The organism is Pantoea leporis (assembly GCF_028048155.1).
GTDB lineage: Bacteria > Pseudomonadota > Gammaproteobacteria > Enterobacterales > Enterobacteriaceae > Pantoea > Pantoea leporis.
The window spans coordinates 1,504,419-1,521,589 of the sequence record NZ_JALMEU010000001.1; the positions used below are offsets into that span (position 1 = coordinate 1,504,419).

Below are 17,171 nucleotides of genomic sequence, written 5' to 3' on the forward strand. Positions count from 1 at the left end.
CGCTTTTTTTCTCGCGCTAATGCTCGTTGTCGCCCGTACTCTGGGCCCGCCAGAGTTATGGTTTAACGAACAATTAGCCTTGAAAATCGGCCAAATGATCTACGGGAATGAAGAGATTGGAGCGGATCGTTTTTACGACATCTATTTCTACATGTCCGTATGCACAGTGATTCCCATCACGGTTGTTATTTACATTTTAACAATGAAGTTAATCAAAAAAATAAGGAGCAAATAAATGCCAATTCCTCCGTATATATGGCTTAAAGACGATGGTGGCGCGGATATTAGAGGTTCTGTCGATGTTCACGAACGTGAAGGCAGCATTGAAATTATCGGCCTGAGCCACGGTATTAACCTGCCGGTAGACACCGCTAACGGCAAAATAACCGGCACGCGCCAGCATTCATCAATGATGATCGAGAAAGAGGTGGATAGCTCAACGCCTTATCTCTATAAAGCAGCGGCCACCGGCCAGACGCTGAAAAGCGCCGAAATTCGTTTCTACAACATCAGCGATGCGGGCCAAGAGGTATGCTATTACACCGTGCTGATGGAAAACGTGAAAGTCACCGGCGTTAACTGCGGCGTGGCCAACACAAAACTGTCGGGCAATGACAAGCTGAACCACACGGAAAGCGTCAGTCTGCAGTATGAAAAAATCACCTGGCGTATCGTGGATGGTAATATCCAGTACACGGACGCATGGAACGAACGTCCTTCTGCGTAATCCGTTAGTAATTAACTTTCACTCAGCAAATAAAGCTTTTCCAATGAACTTCGAAGAATTTTATGCCTTGCCACAGTCTGAACGTGACAAAATGATCGCAAGCGCTGATGTTTTTAGCATCGACTTAAACGTTCACACCGATAAGATTGTGCGTGGCCGCCTGGATGACATTAACGCAGGGAAAATTACTGTCATTGAATCGTCCCTTTAGCTGCTACCGAATGAGCCGGGTGTTGAACGCATCGTTATGAAGCTAAAAAATCCAGCTTAAACGTGAAATAAAAAAAGCCCCGGAAACGGGGCTAGTGCCAGTCAGTTATGCCTGACTGGCATTTTTTCTTTTGGCTGTCGGGTACTTCCAGGGCCTCTCTTTCTCCACTCTCGGGAACGACCTCTCCCGTCGCCCCGCAGTTTGACTATCTGGTATTTGCTGCGCAGCGTCAGCCGGTTATTCTGCAGCCCCTGCTTGATTTCCCGACACCAGCATTAACCCGCCTGACGAATCCGCGCAATCAGCGCATCCACATCAGCAACATGATCGGCAGCCAGAATCAGCGTGCGTCCCAAAGTGATACAGCTGCGAATACACTCGGTGCGCATGGTTTCATCTTCAATCTGTTTGAAATCCGCAACGTGAGACATTCCCACCGTGCGGCGGATCAACTCGGTACCGCAATAACCCAAGGTATCGCGCCACACTTTGCGCAGGAAAGATTCGGCGTAACCGGGATAGGCCAGCGCCACATCGCGGGTTTTCTCTTTCGCCAATTCCAGGAAGCGGCTGGCAAACTGATTACAAATATCCTGCACGTCACTCAGACGACGTTCACGCCCTTCTGCTGCCTCACGCGGTGCCAGCAAGCCCGGCAGGCAGCAGTAGTTGATCAGCAAGTTGCCTATCGCGCTGCCGACATCAAAACCCATCGGCCCAAAGTAACCAAACTCCGCATCAATCACTTTCAGGCTGCCATCGGCGACAAAGATGGAACCGCTGTGTACATCGCCATGCAGCAAGGCTTCCGCATCGGCGAAGAAACGGTGTTTGAGACCGGCCACGGCGATTTTTAGCGCATCGTCGCTGCGCAGGCTGACCACCAGCGATTCCAGCGCCGCAGGATATTTGTTGCGCTCATGGTCAATAAACGGATCGTTGAAGAATAAGTCTTCGGTGATTTCGCACATTTCCGGATTAATGAAACGCGCTACTTCGGCTTTTTTCATGTGCGGATGCAGGAAGAAATCGGAGGTATGGAACAGCGTCTGCGCCAGATATTCGCCAACCTGACGACCGGCCTGCGGATAATACGCGCCCTTCACCAATTCGCTGCGCCAGATACGATGACTGGAGAGATCCTCCATCACCATCACCGCCAATTCTGCATCGTAATGAGTGACGTTAACGGTGTGCTGCGGGCAATGTTTGTAGTGCTCAATCAACGTCTGCGCTTCAAGACGCGCGCGATCCAGCGTGAGCGGCCAGGATTCGCCGACACAACGCACGTAGGGCAGCGCCTGTTTTACCACCACGCGGCTGCGGCCTTGATTATCGAAAATTTTAAACACCAGGTTGAGATTGCCATCCCCGATCTCCTCGGCGCTCACCAGCGCTGACGGATCGTCCACGCCGCCAAATTGTTGAGCATATTCCACAGCATCGGCAGCATTGAACGTACGGTATTGCGACATTGCCTGTTCCTCGATTATCGATAGTAATAAGCCGTTCAGACGTCTATACATCCGCTACGCATGTTGGCACAATAGCCAGCATTAACGCAACAGGGATTTCACACCATGCAAACACTTCGTACCACCAGCCTTGAGGTCCGCGATAATCAACTGTGGATCCTTGACCAGCAGGCGCTGCCACAACAACAGAACTGGCTGCCCGCGCACAGCGTCGCGCAGTTGGTTGAACACATTCACGCCTTGCGCGTGCGCGGTGCGCCGCTGATTGGCCTCTCAGCCAGTTTGCTGCTGGCGCTGCTGGGTGAGCAAGGCGCAGCGCGCGCAGAATTAGTGACGGCGCTTGAGGTGCTGCGCGCGGCGCGCCCAACGGCGGTGAACCTGATGAATAACCTTGATCGCATGAAAACTGCGTTGGCCGAAAGTGATTTCGTCACGGCGCTGAGCCGCGAAGCACTGCGTCTGGTGGCCGAAGATAAGCAACTGTGTGACAACATCGCCCGCGCCGGCAGCACGCTGGTAAAACCGGGCAGCCAGCTGCTGACGCACTGCAATACCGGTGGGCTGGCGACGGCCGGCGTCGGCACGGCGCTCGGCGTTATCGCTTATGCCCACCAGCAAGGTTTGGTGAAAAATGTCTGGGTGGATGAGACGCGGCCGCTGCTGCAAGGTGGCCGTTTAACCGCGTGGGAGCTGGGTGAGCTAAACATTCCTTATCAGCTGATTACCGACTCGATGGCCGCCAGTCTAATGGCGCGCGGCGTGGTCGATGCTATTTGGGTCGGCGCGGATCGTATCGCAGCGAATGGTGATGTCGCGAACAAGATTGGCACCTATAGCCTGGCCGTGCTGGCGCACTATCACGGTATTCCGTTCTACGTCGCTGCACCGCACACCACGCTGGATCGTCAATGTCCAAACGGCGACGCCATCCCTATCGAGCAGCGCGCAGCCAGCGAAGTGACCGGCGTTGCAGGCAGTTTTGGTAGCGTGCAGTGGGCACCGGAAAGTGCGGCAGTCTATAACCCGGCCTTTGATGTGACGCCAGCGGCGTTGATTAGCGGTTGGGTGCTGGATACGGGTGTGGTAACGCCTGCGCAGGTAGAGGAAGGGATATTTTTGCCGTAAATAGGCGCAATTTTCCCCTCACCCCGGCCCTCTCCCGCAAGCGGGCGAGGGGGAAAACCATACTTGCCTGTTTGCACGATCGGTTCCCTCTCCCACTTGTGGGAGAGGGTTAGGATGAGGGCATAAAATCACGCCAAACGCGGATACGCATCAGCAATCTTATCGCCGGTGAAATTCGCGACCCAGCCTTCCTGATTATCGAAAATGCGGATCGCGGTAAAGTGCGGCTCAGAACCCATATCAAACCAGTGCGCCGTGCCAGCGGGCACCGAGATCAGATCATTCTTCTCACACAAAATCTGATACACCTCGCCCTCCAGATGCAGACAGAACAGCCCTGAACCTTCAACAAAGAAGCGTACTTCATCTTCGCTATGCGTATGTTCGTTAAGGAACTTGGTGCGCAGCACCTCTTTCTGCGGATTATCCGCACGCATGCTCAGCACATCCCAGCTCTGATAGCCCTTCTCGGCCACCAGACGATCAATCGCATGTTGATAGGCGTTGATCACCGTCTCTGCATCAGGATCCGCACCCAAATCGCGATCGGCTTCCCAGCGTTCAAAGCGCACGTTTTTCGCGTTAAGACGCTCGCGAATCGCCTCGGCATCGGTGCTGTGCCACACCGGTTGCTGGGCTTCGGTATCGGTAAAAATGGTCAATGCACTCATGTTAAATCGACTCCGGTTTAATCTGGGAAAAATCGTTGACCTGGTGATGACGACTGGCGTTATCCGCCGCGCCACGAATTAACTGCACGGTATGCCAGCCCGCATCCGCTGCCGCATCCAGCTCCTGATGAATATCCGACAGGAACAGCAATGACGCAGGCGCAAGGCCGATTTTTTCGGCGATATTGCGATACGATTGCGCTTCACGTTTCGCGCCGACGCCGGTATCAAAATAGCCGCTGAACAGCGAGGTTAAATCACCTTCATCGCTGTAGCCAAATAACAGTTTTTGCGCGGCGACCGATCCCGAGGAATAAACATACAGACCAATCCCCTGCTGCTGCCAGCGCGCAAAAGCCGGCAGCACGTCGGGATAAAGGTGGCCGGTGAACTGGCCTTCAACGTAGCCGGCGCGCCAAATCATGCCCTGTAGGGCTTTGAGGCCCGGTGACTTGCGATCCTCATCGATATAATTCGTGAGTGTGGTAATCAGCTCCTCCAGCGTGGCCTGAGGCGCAGCGGACTCTGCACGCACCGCGTTGAGTGCGGCGGCGACGTTTTCATCGGTATGATTTTCCCGCACGTACGCCGCTAAATGCTGACGCGCATAAGGAAACAATACCTGATGCACAAACTGGATATCGCTGGTGGTGCCTTCAATATCGGTAACAATGGCGCGGATCATTTGGCCTCCAGCAGGCGACGTTGCAGTTCACATTCAAACAGAAATTCCAGGCCTTCCAGATGGCGACGCGCTTCGTTCACGTCCTTGCCCCAGCAGGTCAAACCGTGGCCGCGCAGCAGAAAACCATATTGCAGCGGCGTAGCGGCGGCAAAAGCTTCGATGCGCTGCGCCAGCGCCGTCATGTCCTGATCGTTATCGAACAAGGGAATGCCGATGGTGTTCAGATGCGTCTGCTGCCCGGCCAGCGTTTTCTGCATCTCATAACCACTGAGCAGCAGCGCATCGCCCTTCTCTACCCGCGACAGCACCGTCGAGTTGACCGTGTGCGTATGCAGCACCGCACCCGCCTGCGGAAACAGGCGATAAATCAAGGTATGCAGGCCGGTTTCCGCCGAAGGCGTGCGGCCCGATGGCACGGCGTTGGTAGCGATCTCAACCTGGATAAAATCATCGCGCGTCAGGCTGCCTTTATCTTTGCCGGACGCACTCAGCAGACAATACTCCGCGTCCTGCCGCACCGACATATTACCGCCGGTCGCAGGTGCCCAGCCTTTGCCACCAATCCAGTGGCAGGCGGCCACTAAATGTTCCAGTGGAAGAAAATCCGTCATAGCGATATACCGACTCCGCAGGTTAGTTTAGACGTCTAAGCGTCTCGATTGCCAAATGTTAACATCCTGTTTATAGTGGCAGCAACACAGGGTTTCTCCGCAACGACATTCGCGCTTAAGGCCACAAAACAATGACGCAGCACAACCTGATCCCCGAGAGCAAATTACCGGCGCTCGGCACTACCATCTTTACGCAAATGAGTGCGTTAGCGCAGCAGCACAACGCCATCAACCTGTCGCAAGGCTTCCCCGATTTTGACGGTCCGCGCTATTTGCAGGAGCGCCTGGCGCATCACGTGAGTCAGGGCGCCAACCAATATGCACCGATGATCGGCGTACTGCCACTGCGTGAGGCGATTGTTGAGAAAACCGCCGCGCTTTACGGCCACACGCCTGACGTCAACAGCGATATTACCGTGACGACGGGCGCGACAGAAGCATTGTACGCAGCGATCACCGCGCTGGTGCGTCAGGGTGATGAAGTGATCTGCTTTGACCCAAGCTACGACAGCTACGCGCCTGCGGTGCAACTGGCGGGCGGCGTGTTAAAACGCATCGCCCTGCAGCCGCCGGGTTTCCGCGTTGACTGGCGCGAATTTCGCGGCCTGCTGAGCAGCAAAACCCGCTTAGTGATCCTGAACACGCCGCATAATCCGTCCGCCACCGTGTGGCGTAAAAGCGATTATGCCGAGCTGTGGCAGGCGATTGCTGAGCAGGAAATCTTTGTGCTGAGCGACGAAGTGTATGAGCACATCTGTTTCACCGAAGAGGGCCACGCCAGCGTGTTAGCGCATGCTGAACTGCGTCAGCGATCCATCGCGGTGTCATCTTTTGGTAAAACCTTCCACATGACCGGCTGGAAAGTGGGTTACTGCATTGCCCCGGCGGCGATCAGCGCTGAAATCCGCAAGGTACATCAATATCTGACCTTCTCGGTGAATACGCCGGCACAGCTGGCGATTGCCGACATGTTGCGTCAGGCGCCTGAGCACTATCGCGAGCTGCCGGAGTTCTACCGCGCGCGCCGCGATCGCTTTATCCAGGCGCTCTCCGCCAGCCGTTTCAAGCTGCTGCCGTGTGAAGGCACTTACTTCCTGCTGGTCGATTACAGCGCCATTTCCGATCTGGATGACGTGAGCTTCTGCCAGCTGCTGACCAAAGAAGTCGGCGTGGCGGCGATTCCGCTGTCGGTGTTCTGCGCCGAACCTTTCCCGCACAAGCTGATTCGCCTGTGCTTTGCCAAACAGGAAGCGACGCTCGACGCCGCTGCGGAGCGCTTATGTCAGCTTTGAAAATTACCGTTCTGCAGGAAACCCTGAGCTGGATGGATGGCGCGGCTAACCTGCGTCATTTCGACGGTGTGCTGAAAGGCATTACAGGCCGCGACATCATTCTGCTGCCGGAAATGTTCACTACCGGTTTTGCTATGGAAGCTGCCGAAAGTTCGCTGCCGCAGGATGACGTCGTGGCGTGGCTGCACGCGCACGCGCAAACCAGCAATGCGTTAGTCGGCGGCAGCGCGGCAATCCAGACGGAAAAAGGCGCGGTGAACCGCTTCTTGCTGGTCGAGCCAGACGGCACGCTGCATCAGTACGACAAACGTCACTTGTTCCGCATGGCCAATGAACATCAGCACTATGTGGCGGGTGAAACACGTGAAGTATTTGAGTGGCGCGGCTGGCGGATTCTGCCGCAAATTTGCTACGACCTGCGCTTCCCGGTTTTTTCGCGTAACCACAACGATTACGATTTGGCGCTGTATGTCGCCAACTGGCCGGCACCGCGTGCGCTGCACTGGCAATCGCTGCTGTTAGCCCGTGCAATTGAAAACCAGGCTTATGTCGCCGGTTGTAACCGCGTCGGCAGCGATGGCAATCAGCATCAATACAGTGGCGACAGTCGAATCATTTCACCGCTGGGTGAGATTCTGGCGAGTGGAGAGCCCTTTGCGCGCGCACGTCTTGATGCGGAGCTTTCGCTAGAGGAGCTGCAAGCCTACCGCGAACGCTTCCCGGCATGGCGCGATGCGGATGGGTATACGCTGAAGTAATAAAAAACCCCGGCTAGCCGGGGTTTTTTTATATTTTTAAATTACAGCTCGAAGCGATCCAGATTCATCACTTTGGTCCAGGCGGCAACGAAGTCGGTCACGAACTTCTGCTTCGCATCGCTGCTGGCGTAAACCTCGGCCAGCGCGCGCAGAATAGCGTTCGATCCAAACACTAAGTCGGCACGTGTCGCAGTGAACTTCACTTCGCCGCTCAGACGATCGCGACCTTCAAACAGCTCTTCGCTCTCATCGGTGGCTTTCCACGCGGTGCGCATGTCGAGCAGATTAACAAAGAAATCATTGCTCAGTACGCCAACGCGATCGGTAAATACGCCGTGCTGGCCGCCGTCGAAGTTGGTGCCCAATACGCGCAGGCCACCGAGCAATACCGTCAATTCTGGCGCGCTCAGCGTCAGCTGTTGGGCTTTATCCAGCAGCAGCGTTTCGGTTGAAGAACCTTTGGCGCTGCGGCGATAGTTACGGAAACCATCGGCCAGCGGCTGCAGGAAGTTGAACGACTCAACGTCGGTTTGATCCTGACGCGCATCCACCCGGCCCGGCGTAAACGGCACTTGCGTTGCCACGCCAGCGGCTGAAGCGGCCAGTTCGATACCCACGCTACCTGCCAGTACAATGACATCGGCCAACGATGCTTTGCCTGATTCCTGCTGAATCTTTTGCAGGATTGGCAGCACATCATTGATTACGCTGGCATTCACCGCCCAATCTTTCTGGGGCGCTAACGCCAGACGCGCACCGTTGGCACCGCCACGTTTGTCACCGCCACGGAAGGTGGAGGCTGAAGCCCAGGCCACTGAAACCAGCTGGCTGACGCTCAGACCTGAAGCCGCAATGCGCGCTTTAATCTCGCTGATATCAGCCGGCGTTGGCTGATGAATCGCCTGCGGTAACGGATCCTGCCACAGCAGATCTTCCTTCGGCACTTCCGGACCGATGTAACGCGCTTTTGGTCCCATATCGCGGTGCGTCAGTTTGAACCAGGCGCGGGCAAAGGCTTCGTTAAATGCCTGCGGATCGTTGAGGAAGCGGCGCGAAATCTTGCCGAACTCTTCATCGAAACGCAGCGTCAGATCGGTCACCAGCATAGTTGGTTTACGTTTTTTCTCTGGATCAAACGGATCCGGGATAATCGCTTCGGCATCAACCGCTTCGAACTGGATGGCGCCCGCTGGGCTGCGTGTCTGTACCCATTCGTATTTGAACAGGTTCTCGAAGAAGTAGTTGCTCCACTGCGTGGGAGTTTGCGTCCACACCACTTCCAGACCTGAAGTGATGGCATCTTTACCCACGCCGCTGCCATAGCTGCTGGTCCAGCCAAGGCCCTGCGCTTCAATCGGTGACTCTTCAGGATCAACGCCAACATGGCTGGCTTCTGCCGCGCCGTGGGTTTTACCCAAAGTATGACCGCCAGCAATCAGCGCCACGATCTCTTCATCGTTCATGCCCATGTTGCCGAAGGTGGCACGAATCGCCGGCGCCGCTGATTTTGGATCGCCGCTGGCTTCCGGGCCTTCCGGGTTGACGTAGATCAGGCCCATTTCGGTAGCGCCCAGCGGTGCATTGGCCAGCGCTTCTGGATGGCGATGCGCCAGCCATTCGGTTTCGTGGCCCCAATCCACATCCATATCCGGTTCCCACACGTCTTCGCGACCGGCACCAAAGCCGAAGGTGCGGAAGCCGGCGTTTTCCAGCGAGACGTTACCCGCCAGGATGTAGAGATCGGCCCAGGAAATTTTTTGACCATATTTCTGTTTTACCGGCCACAACAGGCGACGCGCTTTATCGAGGCTGACGTTATCCGGCCATGAGTTCAGCGGCGCAAAACGTTGCTGACCGCGACCTGAACCGCCACGACCATCAATGGTGCGATAAGTACCCGCGCTGTGCCACGCCATGCGAATGAACAGCCCAATATAGCTGCCCCAGTCGGCTGGCCACCAGGATTGCGAATCGGTGAGAAGTGCGCGGATATCGGCTTTTAACGCGGAGTAATCCAGTTTGCTGAATTCGTCGCGGTAGTTGAAGGTGTCACTAAGCGGGTTGGAACGGTTGGAGTGCTGGTTTAACAGATCGACGCGTAACATATTAGGCCACCAGTCGCGGTTGGATGTCCCGCCACCGGCGCCGCGCGCCAGAACACTCTTCTCTTCAGACGCCCCGTGATGAAAGGGGCACTTGCCTGCGGCTGCTGCATTATCGTTATTGTCGTGCGTGCTCATGTTTATCGGCTCCATTGGCTTCATATTGCTTTCTAATATGCGACTAAGATTAGCCGCACTTTCGCCAGGAATATATTTGGATGAACCGAAGGTTTTGATAGTTACTGGCTTTCAAGCGCAGCGCGTGAAGTGGCGCACATTATCAGCTGCCGCGATAAGTCGACCACGACCACGGCGAGATGAGAAACGGCAGATGATAATGGCTGCCTGTGGCGCCAATCACGAAATCAATCTGCGCACTCACGTAGAGCGCATCGCGCCCTTCGGCAGCAAAGTAGTCGCCAATTTCCGCCGTCAAACGGTAATGACCTGGCGCCAGCGGTTCGGGCGTCAGATCTTTAATGCGTCCGTCGCTGTCGGTGTTGCCTTCCACCAGCGGCAGCCAGCCTTCCGGGCTATTTTGCTCGAGCGAAACCGCCACGCCAATCGCCGGTTTGCCCAGCGCGGTATCGAGAATATGCGTCGTAATGGTGCTCATGTGATGCTCTCCTTTAGCCGCAACAGGGTAATTTCACGCAGCTGCGCCAGCGCTTCACGCTGTTCACTCGCTGCATCATTGTTGAGCCGACGCTGCAATTCCGCCAGCATCTCTTCGCCGCTGCGCCCTTTGGCACGAATCAGAAACACCCGGCCAAAGCGCTGCTCATAGGTTTGATTGCCCGCCAGCATCGCCAATTGCAACGCGCCGTCCGCCTGCTGCATCGCCGACTGCTCACTGCGCGACAGCGTGGCCTCTTTGTCCGCGCCCGCCACGTTGTCGCCAATGCGTGGATGGGCACTCAGCGCCTGCTCAAGATCAGCGGCTTGCCACAACTGCGCCAAACGATCGGCTTCGGCCTGTAAAGCCGCAACGTCGGCGAAAGGTCGCGCCGCCACCATCGCCTGCTGCCAGGCGGGAATCGCCACGCAGTGCGCAATCGCCGCCTGCGCAGCTTGAGGTGAAAGCTGATTAAAGTTGACCAAATCCATCTTTATTCCTTAGCGCGCGCAATATCGCAAACCGCTTGCAGATACGCCTGCACGCCCAGCGCCACATCAGCGGTGTGTACCGATTCCGCCGGATGATGGCTGATGCCGCGATGGTTGCGCACAAACAGCATGCCCACCGGCCAGCGCTCGGCGATAGCAATTGCATCATGTCCCGCGCCGCTCGGCAGCGACAGGCTGCGCCCTTGCACGGTTTCTACTGCGTGGCTCAGCGCCTGCTGCAACCGCGCATCACAGGCGGTAGCGGCAATGTGGTAATACTCGTTGGCGCTGAAGGTTAAGCCGCGACGCAGCGCAATCGCCTGCGCCTGCGTCAGCAGCGTGGAGAGTAAACGCTCCAGCGGCTCATCCTGCGGACCGCGCACGTCAAGCGACAACTGCACTTCACCCGGGATCACGTTAACCGCGCCCGGCAAGCAGCTCAGCGTGCCGACGGTCGCCACCAGCTGCGGATCGTGCTCTTGCGTGGTGTGCTCAATAAACACCATCCATTCAGCGGCAGCGGCCAGCGCATCTTTGCGATGCGTCATCGGCACGGTGCCCGCGTGACCCGCTTCACCGATAAAACTGCAGTTCAGACGACGCGCGCCGTTGATCGCCGTGACCACGCCAAGCGCCAAATCTTCCTGCTCAAGACACGGACCTTGCTCGATATGCAGTTCCAGATAGGCGGCGATGTCATTGACCTCACGCGCCGCGTCGTGAATCTTCGCCGCATCGAAACCGACATCCTGCATCGCTTCCGCCACGGTGATGCCGTTGCCATCCGGGTGCGTCACCCAGCTTTCCGGCCAGCTGCCGGTAATACCACGGCTGCCGAGCAGCGTAATGCCGAAGCGCGTGCCCTCTTCGTCGCCGAAGCCGACAATCTCAATCGCCAGCGGCAAACGCTGCTGCCGATCGTGCAGCCACTGCACGGTTTCAATGGCGCTTAACACGCCGAGCATGCCGTCGTAGCGACCGGCATTGCGCACCGTATCCAGGTGCGAACCGAGCAGCAGCGCCTGCGCGCCCGCCTGCGCCGCTTCGTAGCGACCGCAAATGTTGCCCACCGCGTCCTGCCACGTCGTCATGCCCGCAGCCTGCATCCATTCGCCAACGCGCGCGTTGGCACGCAGCTGCTCCGGCGACAGATAAACGCGCGTCAGGCCATCTTCGCTTTCGCTGATCTCAGCCAGCGCATCACAGCGCGCCATGACGCGAGCGGCGGCGATCTGCGCCTCGCTGGCGGTCATCAGGCTTTTATTCATGCGCGGCTCCCGTAAAGATCCCACGCCGCCTGCATCCCCGCGCCTTGCGTGGTGCGGAAGCCAACATGATTCAGCACCGCTTCCAGCGCGCTCAGGGTTTGCATCACGCAATCTTTACGCGCGTTGTAGCCCATGGTGCCGATGCGCCACACTTTGCCATGTAGTGGACCAAACGAAGTGCCGATTTCGATACCGAAATCTTCCAGCACCAGCTTGCGCACCTGATCGCCATTCACGCCCTGCGGGATCACCACGCCGAGCACGTTATTCATTTTGTTTTTTAAATCGCCAAAGGTTTCGAGGCCCATGCCCTGAATGCCTTTCAGCAGCGCATCGCCGTGCAGCTTGTGGCGCGCGATGCCGTTATCTAATCCCTCTTCCAATATCAGACGCGCACATTCACGCGCGCCAAACAGCGCGGTGGTGGCTTCGGTGTGGTGATTGAGGCGCTCCGGGCCCCAGTAATCCATGATCATGCCGAGATCGAAATAGTTGGAGTAGATCATCTCGTCGTCGCCATCCTGATGATCGGCGGTGCGGATGCCCTCTTCCACGCACTTGCGCTTGCGGATCACCGCTTCCATCTGCGGGCTCAGCGTGATTGGCGACGTACCGGATGGACCGCCGAGGCACTTCTGCATCCCGGCTGAGACCGCATCCAGGCCCCACGCATCGGTTTCCAGCGCGTTACCGCCGAGCGACGCGGTGGCATCGGTGTAGAACAGCACGCCATACTTCTGGCAAATCGCGCCCAACGCTTCCAGCGGCTGCAGCATGGTGGTGGACGTATCGCCCTGCACCGTCAGCAGCAGGCGCGGCTGCACTTTTTTGATCGCGTCTTCGATCTGATCCGGCGTAAACACTTCGCCCCACGGCACTTCAATGGTGTGCACTTCCGCGCGGCAGCGGCGGGCAATTTCACACAGCAGATGACCGAAACGGCCAAACACCGGCACCAGCACTTTGTCGCCCGGACGGATCGCCGACAGCAGAATCGCTTCGATACCGGCGCGTGACGTGCCGTCGATCAGCATCGTCCAGCGGTTTTCAGTGCGGAATACGCCACGGTACAGCGCCATCACTTCGTTCATGTAGTGCGTCATCGCCGGATCGTACTGGCCGATCAGCTGGCTCGACATGGCGCGCAGCACGCGCGGATCGGCATTGATCGGGCCCGGTCCCATCAACAGACGCTGTGGCGGATTGATTTGCGAAAATTGGCTGATATCCATGTTGTATTCCTTAAAGAAAGCTTAGAGGCGCACGGTAGAGATAAACTGCTTCAGCTCCGCGGTTTGCGGATTGGCGAACAGCGTTTTGCTGTCGCCCTGCTCCCAGACGCGCCCCTGATGCATAAAGACCACGCGATCGCCCACGTCGCGGGCGAAGTTCATTTCATGGGTGACAAGAATCAACGTCATGCCTTCGGCGGCCAGCTGCTCCAGCACTTTCAGCACTTCGCCCACCAGCTCGGGATCGAGCGCGGAGGTGATCTCATCACAGAGTAAAACTTTGGGCTGCATCGCCAGCGCACGGGCAATCGCCACGCGCTGCTGCTGACCGCCCGACAAATTGGCCGGATAGTAATTGATGCGCTCACCGAGGCCGACTTTCTCCAGCATCTGCGTTGCCAGCGCACGGCATTCGGCTTCACTTTTCTTCAGCACACGGCGCGGCGCCAGCATCACGTTTTCCAGCGCCGTCATGTGCGGGAACAGATTGAAGTTCTGGAACACCATGCCGACCGAACGGCTAATTTCACGCGCCTGCGATTCGCGGTCGGTAATCGTCATACCGCCGAGTTTGATGCTGCCTTCCTGATAACCTTCCAGCCCGTTCATGCAGCGCAGCAGGGTACTTTTACCCGATCCGCTGCGGCCGATAATCGAGATCACTTCGCCGTGATCGACATCGAGATCGACACCTTTCAAGACGTGGTTGTCGCCGTAGTACTTCTGTACCTGATTAATGGTGATGAGCGGCATTGAATTTTTTCTCCAGGTACTGGCTGTAACGCGACAGCGGATAACACATCAGGAAGTAACCGAGCGCCACCAGGCCAAACACCTTGAACGGCTCATACGTCACGTTATTCAAAATGGTGCCGGCTTTGGTCAGCTCGACGAAACCGATAATCGAGGCCAGCGCGGTGCCTTTAATCACCTGCACGGCAAACCCAACCGTAGGCGCGATGGCGATACGAATCGCCTGCGGCGCGACCACGCGAAACAGCGTTTGACCAAAGGTCAGGCCGAGACAGCGCGACGCTTCCCACTGCCCTTTTGGCAGGGCACGAATGCTGCCGTACCAGATATCCACCAGAAACGCGCTGGTGTAGAGCGTTAAGGCCAGCGAGGCGGCGGTCCATGGCGCCACGTCGATGCCGAACAAGCCGACGCCGAAGAAGGCGAGGAACAGCTGCATCAGCAGCGGCGTGCCCTGAAACAGCTCGGTGTAGGCGCGCACCAGGCGCATCGGCCATTTACGTTTCAGCAGGCGCATAAACAGCAGCGGCAAGGTCACCAGCGTGCCGCCAAAAAACGCCACCAGCGAAAGTAAAATTGTCCAGCGCGCTGCCAGCAGCAGGTTGCGCAGGATGTCCCAGTCGGTAAATTGCGTCATCATGCCGGCTGCGCTCCCAACCATTTACGTCCCAGCGCCAGCAGCAGTTGGCGCATGGCAATCGACAACGCCAGATAGATCAGCGTGGTCACGAAATAGACTTCAAAACTCAAAAAGGTGCGCGACTGAATCAGGTTGGCGGCGAAGGTCAACTCTTCGTACGACACCTGCGACACCACCGACGAGCCGAGCATCACAATGATGCATTGGCTGACCAGCGCCGGATAAATACGCTGCAGCGACGGCGGCAACACCACGCGAATAAAGGTTTGCGTGCGGGTCAATCCCAGCACGCGGCCCGCTTCCCACTGGCCGCGCGGCGTCACCTGAATCCCGGCGCGAATAATTTCGGTGCTGTACGCGCCAAGGTTAATCAACATCGCCAGCAGCGCGGCTTCACCCGCCGTGAGTTTCAGACCCAGATTGGGCAAACCAAAGACGATGAAAAACAGCTGCACCACAAACGGCGTATTACGAATCAGCTCGACGTACAGGCCCCAGATGCGGCTCGCCCAGCTCGGTTTGCCGCTGCGCAGCGCCGCGCCGAGAATACCGAGGCTGACACCGCCCACGGTGGCGAGCACGGTGATCTGAATCGTGACCCACAGTCCGGCCAGCAACTCTGGCCAGTGCGGCCAGAGATCGGCGAAGTTAAGTTGCGCCATACTTTATGCGCCGAGGTTCGCTGGCAGCGGCGCTTTCAGCCACTCTTCCGACAGCTTGTTCAGCGTGCCGTCTTTGATTCCCTGCTCAATCAGCGCATTCACTTTCTCTTTCAGCGCTGGCTCATCTTTTTTCAGGCCGATGTAGCACGGTGAATCTTTCAGCATGAACTGGGCAACCGGCGCTTTTTCGGCGTTCTGGCGCGCAATCGCCGCCACTACCAGGTTGCCCGTCGCAACGTACTGCACTTGTCCGGAAAGGTAGGCCGACAGCGTGGTGTTGTTATCTTCATAACGCTTCACCTGCGCCTCTTTCGGGGCGATATCGCTTAACACCATATCTTCCACTGCACCGCGCGTGACGCCGATCGATTTGCCGCTCAGCGCTGCCGCATCTTTCAGCGTTTCGCCTTTCGGACCAAATACGCCGAGGAAGAATGGCGCGTAAGCGCGGGTGAAATCGATCACTTTTTCACGCTCGGCGTTTTTACCCATGCTGGAGATCACCAGATCGACTTTATCGGTCTGCAGATACGGCACGCGGTTGGCACTGGAAACGGGCACCAGCTGCAACTTCAGTTTCATCTGTTTAGCGAGATACTTCGCCATGTCGATATCGTAGCCCTGGGGTTGCAGATCTGTACCTACAGAACCGAACGGCGGGAAGTCTTGCGGAACCGCCACGCGGATCACGCCGCGCTTTTGGATATCCTGCAGCTGATCGGCCATCGCACTCCCGACCTGCGCCATCAGCAATGCCGCGCCCGCTACCGCTAATAATACTTTTTTCATTATGCACCCCGGTGAGTTTACGTGAAACAAAAGATTCTTGATGAATCATTCTGCAACTAATGTGCCAACCGCAGTGCCGGGAGAAGAAAGGAGAAAAAACGCGGAATTACCGCGTTGAAGGCAACAAAAACGGGCATTGCGCCCGTTGGAATTAACGATCAAAATTAGTGCAATGCACCATAATGGCGCCCGTTAACGGTGTTCCAGCTCGTCGAGATGCTGATAAAGATCGGCAATTTGATGGATGCGCTGACGGCCCTGCGACAACATTTCATGCAGCAACGCATTCGCCAGCAGGTTAATCAGACTCATGGCGGAGGCGTAGCTATCAAAAGCGGAAACGCTGTCGAGCGGCGCGCAAAGCTGCCAGCGCGCCAGCGTAATAATCCCCTGCGCCTGCGGCTCACACAGCGCCAGCACCGGAATGTTGCTCTGCTGCAGCTGCTGCATCAGCGGACGAATGATGCGTGGACGGCGGCGAAACGCCATCACCACCACGATATCGTCGGGCGTGATATCCACCAGCTCTTCGCCCAACGTCTGGCCCGGCTGCGGCAGCACATGCACCTGCGGACGCGCCTGCATCAGTTGCTGACGCAGGTGCAGCGCCACCGGATAGGCATTACGCATGCCGATGATAAATACCCGTTTTGCCGCGCCCAGCGCGCTAATCACCTCGCCAAACTGCTGCGGATCGATGCTGTTGACCCACTGCGTCAGGTTGGCCATCTCCTGCTTATAGTGGCGCGACAGCAAGGTGTTGCCCTGTACCGCATCGCGGTTGTCGGTGAGCGGCATGCCGCTCTGGCGCAGGATGCGCAGCTCGTCGCGCATGTCCTTATATTTCTCGTAACCGAGACGCTTGAATAAACGGCTGACCGTGGCCTTCGACACACCGCTCAGCCGCGCCAGCTCGGCGCTGTTGTAGCTGATCAGGTCATCAAAATGGTCAAACACGAAGTCGGCAATGCGCTGCTCCTGCGGCGACAGTTGCGGATAGTGACTACGAAGGCGTTCATCAAGTTGTTTCATCATCGGTCCTGTAACTTTCGTTTCATCACAA

At 57.0% G+C, this 17,171-nt stretch carries 18 protein-coding genes and 1 pseudogene; 4 read left to right on the forward strand and 15 right to left on the reverse strand.

Annotation, left to right across the window (positions count from 1 at the left end; translation table 11 throughout):
* Window positions 1-235: 235 nt before the first annotated feature.
* A complete protein-coding gene (locus tag MWH02_RS07120; RefSeq protein ID WP_271460146.1) occupies window positions 236-727 on the forward strand; it encodes an Hcp family type VI secretion system effector in 492 nt (163 codons plus the stop codon).
* 316 nt (window positions 728-1,043) lie between these two features.
* Here MWH02_RS07120 and MWH02_RS07125 read toward each other — a convergent pair.
* Window positions 1,044-1,130, reverse strand: a pseudogene (locus MWH02_RS07125) (hypothetical protein); the annotation flags it as partial.
* 83 nt (window positions 1,131-1,213) lie between these two features.
* Complete coding sequence (gene mtnK, locus MWH02_RS07130; protein ID WP_271460147.1) at window positions 1,214-2,413, reverse strand: S-methyl-5-thioribose kinase; 1,200 nt, start codon at window positions 2,411-2,413, stop codon at window positions 1,214-1,216.
* A gap of 105 nt (window positions 2,414-2,518) precedes the next feature.
* On the opposite strand from mtnK, the gene mtnA reads away from it, so the two are divergent.
* Window positions 2,519-3,538: an S-methyl-5-thioribose-1-phosphate isomerase gene (gene mtnA, locus MWH02_RS07135; RefSeq protein WP_192236756.1), complete on the forward strand. Its 1,020-nt coding sequence runs from the start codon at window positions 2,519-2,521 to the stop codon at window positions 3,536-3,538.
* A gap of 128 nt (window positions 3,539-3,666) precedes the next feature.
* On the opposite strand, the gene MWH02_RS07140 is transcribed toward mtnA, so the two are convergent.
* From MWH02_RS07140 to MWH02_RS07150, 3 genes are read right to left on the reverse strand one after another with little or no spacing between them, the layout of a single operon-like run.
* Complete coding sequence (locus tag MWH02_RS07140) at window positions 3,667-4,209, reverse strand: 1,2-dihydroxy-3-keto-5-methylthiopentene dioxygenase (protein ID WP_101762530.1); 543 nt, start codon at window positions 4,207-4,209, stop codon at window positions 3,667-3,669.
* Window position 4,210: 1 nt separating this feature from the next.
* Window positions 4,211-4,894, reverse strand: a complete 684-nt coding sequence (gene mtnC / locus MWH02_RS07145; RefSeq protein WP_192415410.1) for an acireductone synthase — start codon at window positions 4,892-4,894, stop codon at window positions 4,211-4,213.
* Window positions 4,891-5,505 (reverse strand): methylthioribulose 1-phosphate dehydratase, encoded by a 615-nt coding sequence (locus MWH02_RS07150; RefSeq protein WP_271460148.1) that lies wholly within the window; start codon window positions 5,503-5,505, stop codon window positions 4,891-4,893. Before MWH02_RS07150 ends, mtnC begins: the two co-directional genes overlap by 4 nt.
* A 131-nt stretch (window positions 5,506-5,636) precedes the next feature.
* On the opposite strand from MWH02_RS07150, the gene MWH02_RS07155 reads away from it, so the two are divergent.
* Window positions 5,637-6,797 carry a pyridoxal phosphate-dependent aminotransferase gene (locus tag MWH02_RS07155; protein WP_271460149.1) on the forward strand — a complete coding sequence of 387 codons (1,161 nt, stop codon included), beginning with the start codon at window positions 5,637-5,639 and terminating at the stop codon, window positions 6,795-6,797.
* The gene (locus tag MWH02_RS07160) at window positions 6,785-7,555 is read left to right on the forward strand and encodes an amidohydrolase (RefSeq protein ID WP_271460150.1); all 771 of its coding nucleotides are present in this window, start codon (window positions 6,785-6,787) and stop codon (window positions 7,553-7,555) included. Before MWH02_RS07155 ends, MWH02_RS07160 begins: the two co-directional genes overlap by 13 nt.
* Before the next feature lie 41 nt (window positions 7,556-7,596).
* On the opposite strand, the gene katG is transcribed toward MWH02_RS07160, so the two are convergent.
* The 10 genes from katG to hpxU all read right to left on the reverse strand — a co-directional run bounded on the left by katG (window position 7,597) and on the right by hpxU (window position 17,140).
* Window positions 7,597-9,795 carry a catalase/peroxidase HPI gene (gene katG, locus MWH02_RS07165; protein WP_110867814.1) on the reverse strand — a complete coding sequence of 733 codons (2,199 nt, stop codon included), beginning with the start codon at window positions 9,793-9,795 and terminating at the stop codon, window positions 7,597-7,599.
* Between the two features lie 142 nt (window positions 9,796-9,937).
* Window positions 9,938-10,273 (reverse strand): hydroxyisourate hydrolase, encoded by a 336-nt coding sequence (uraH, locus tag MWH02_RS07170; protein WP_101762537.1) that lies wholly within the window; start codon window positions 10,271-10,273, stop codon window positions 9,938-9,940.
* Window positions 10,270-10,764 carry a 2-oxo-4-hydroxy-4-carboxy-5-ureidoimidazoline decarboxylase gene (gene uraD / locus MWH02_RS07175; protein WP_271460151.1) on the reverse strand — a complete coding sequence of 165 codons (495 nt, stop codon included), beginning with the start codon at window positions 10,762-10,764 and terminating at the stop codon, window positions 10,270-10,272. Before uraD ends, uraH begins: the two co-directional genes overlap by 4 nt.
* Window positions 10,765-10,766: 2 nt before the next feature.
* Entirely contained in the window at window positions 10,767-12,032 is a 1,266-nt protein-coding gene (gene hpxK, locus MWH02_RS07180; protein WP_271460152.1) for an allantoate amidohydrolase, read from the reverse strand.
* Window positions 12,029-13,264, reverse strand: a complete 1,236-nt coding sequence (locus MWH02_RS07185; RefSeq protein WP_210081283.1) for a pyridoxal-phosphate-dependent aminotransferase family protein — start codon at window positions 13,262-13,264, stop codon at window positions 12,029-12,031. The genes hpxK and MWH02_RS07185 overlap by 4 nt, the downstream gene beginning before the upstream one ends.
* Window positions 13,265-13,285: 21 nt before the next feature.
* Window positions 13,286-14,017 (reverse strand): amino acid ABC transporter ATP-binding protein, encoded by a 732-nt coding sequence (locus MWH02_RS07190; protein ID WP_101762541.1) that lies wholly within the window; start codon window positions 14,015-14,017, stop codon window positions 13,286-13,288.
* Entirely contained in the window at window positions 13,998-14,654 is a 657-nt protein-coding gene (locus MWH02_RS07195; protein ID WP_097097590.1) for an amino acid ABC transporter permease, read from the reverse strand. Before MWH02_RS07195 ends, MWH02_RS07190 begins: the two co-directional genes overlap by 20 nt.
* On the reverse strand, window positions 14,654-15,319 hold the full coding sequence (locus MWH02_RS07200) for an amino acid ABC transporter permease (protein ID WP_061717544.1): 666 nt from the start codon (window positions 15,317-15,319) through the stop codon (window positions 14,654-14,656). The genes MWH02_RS07195 and MWH02_RS07200 overlap by 1 nt, the downstream gene beginning before the upstream one ends.
* A gap of 3 nt (window positions 15,320-15,322) precedes the next feature.
* Entirely contained in the window at window positions 15,323-16,108 is a 786-nt protein-coding gene (locus MWH02_RS07205) for a transporter substrate-binding domain-containing protein (RefSeq protein ID WP_097094836.1), read from the reverse strand.
* Between the two features lie 192 nt (window positions 16,109-16,300).
* Window positions 16,301-17,140: a MurR/RpiR family transcriptional regulator HpxU gene (gene hpxU / locus MWH02_RS07210; protein ID WP_101762543.1), complete on the reverse strand. Its 840-nt coding sequence runs from the start codon at window positions 17,138-17,140 to the stop codon at window positions 16,301-16,303.
* Window positions 17,141-17,171 lie beyond the last annotated feature (31 nt).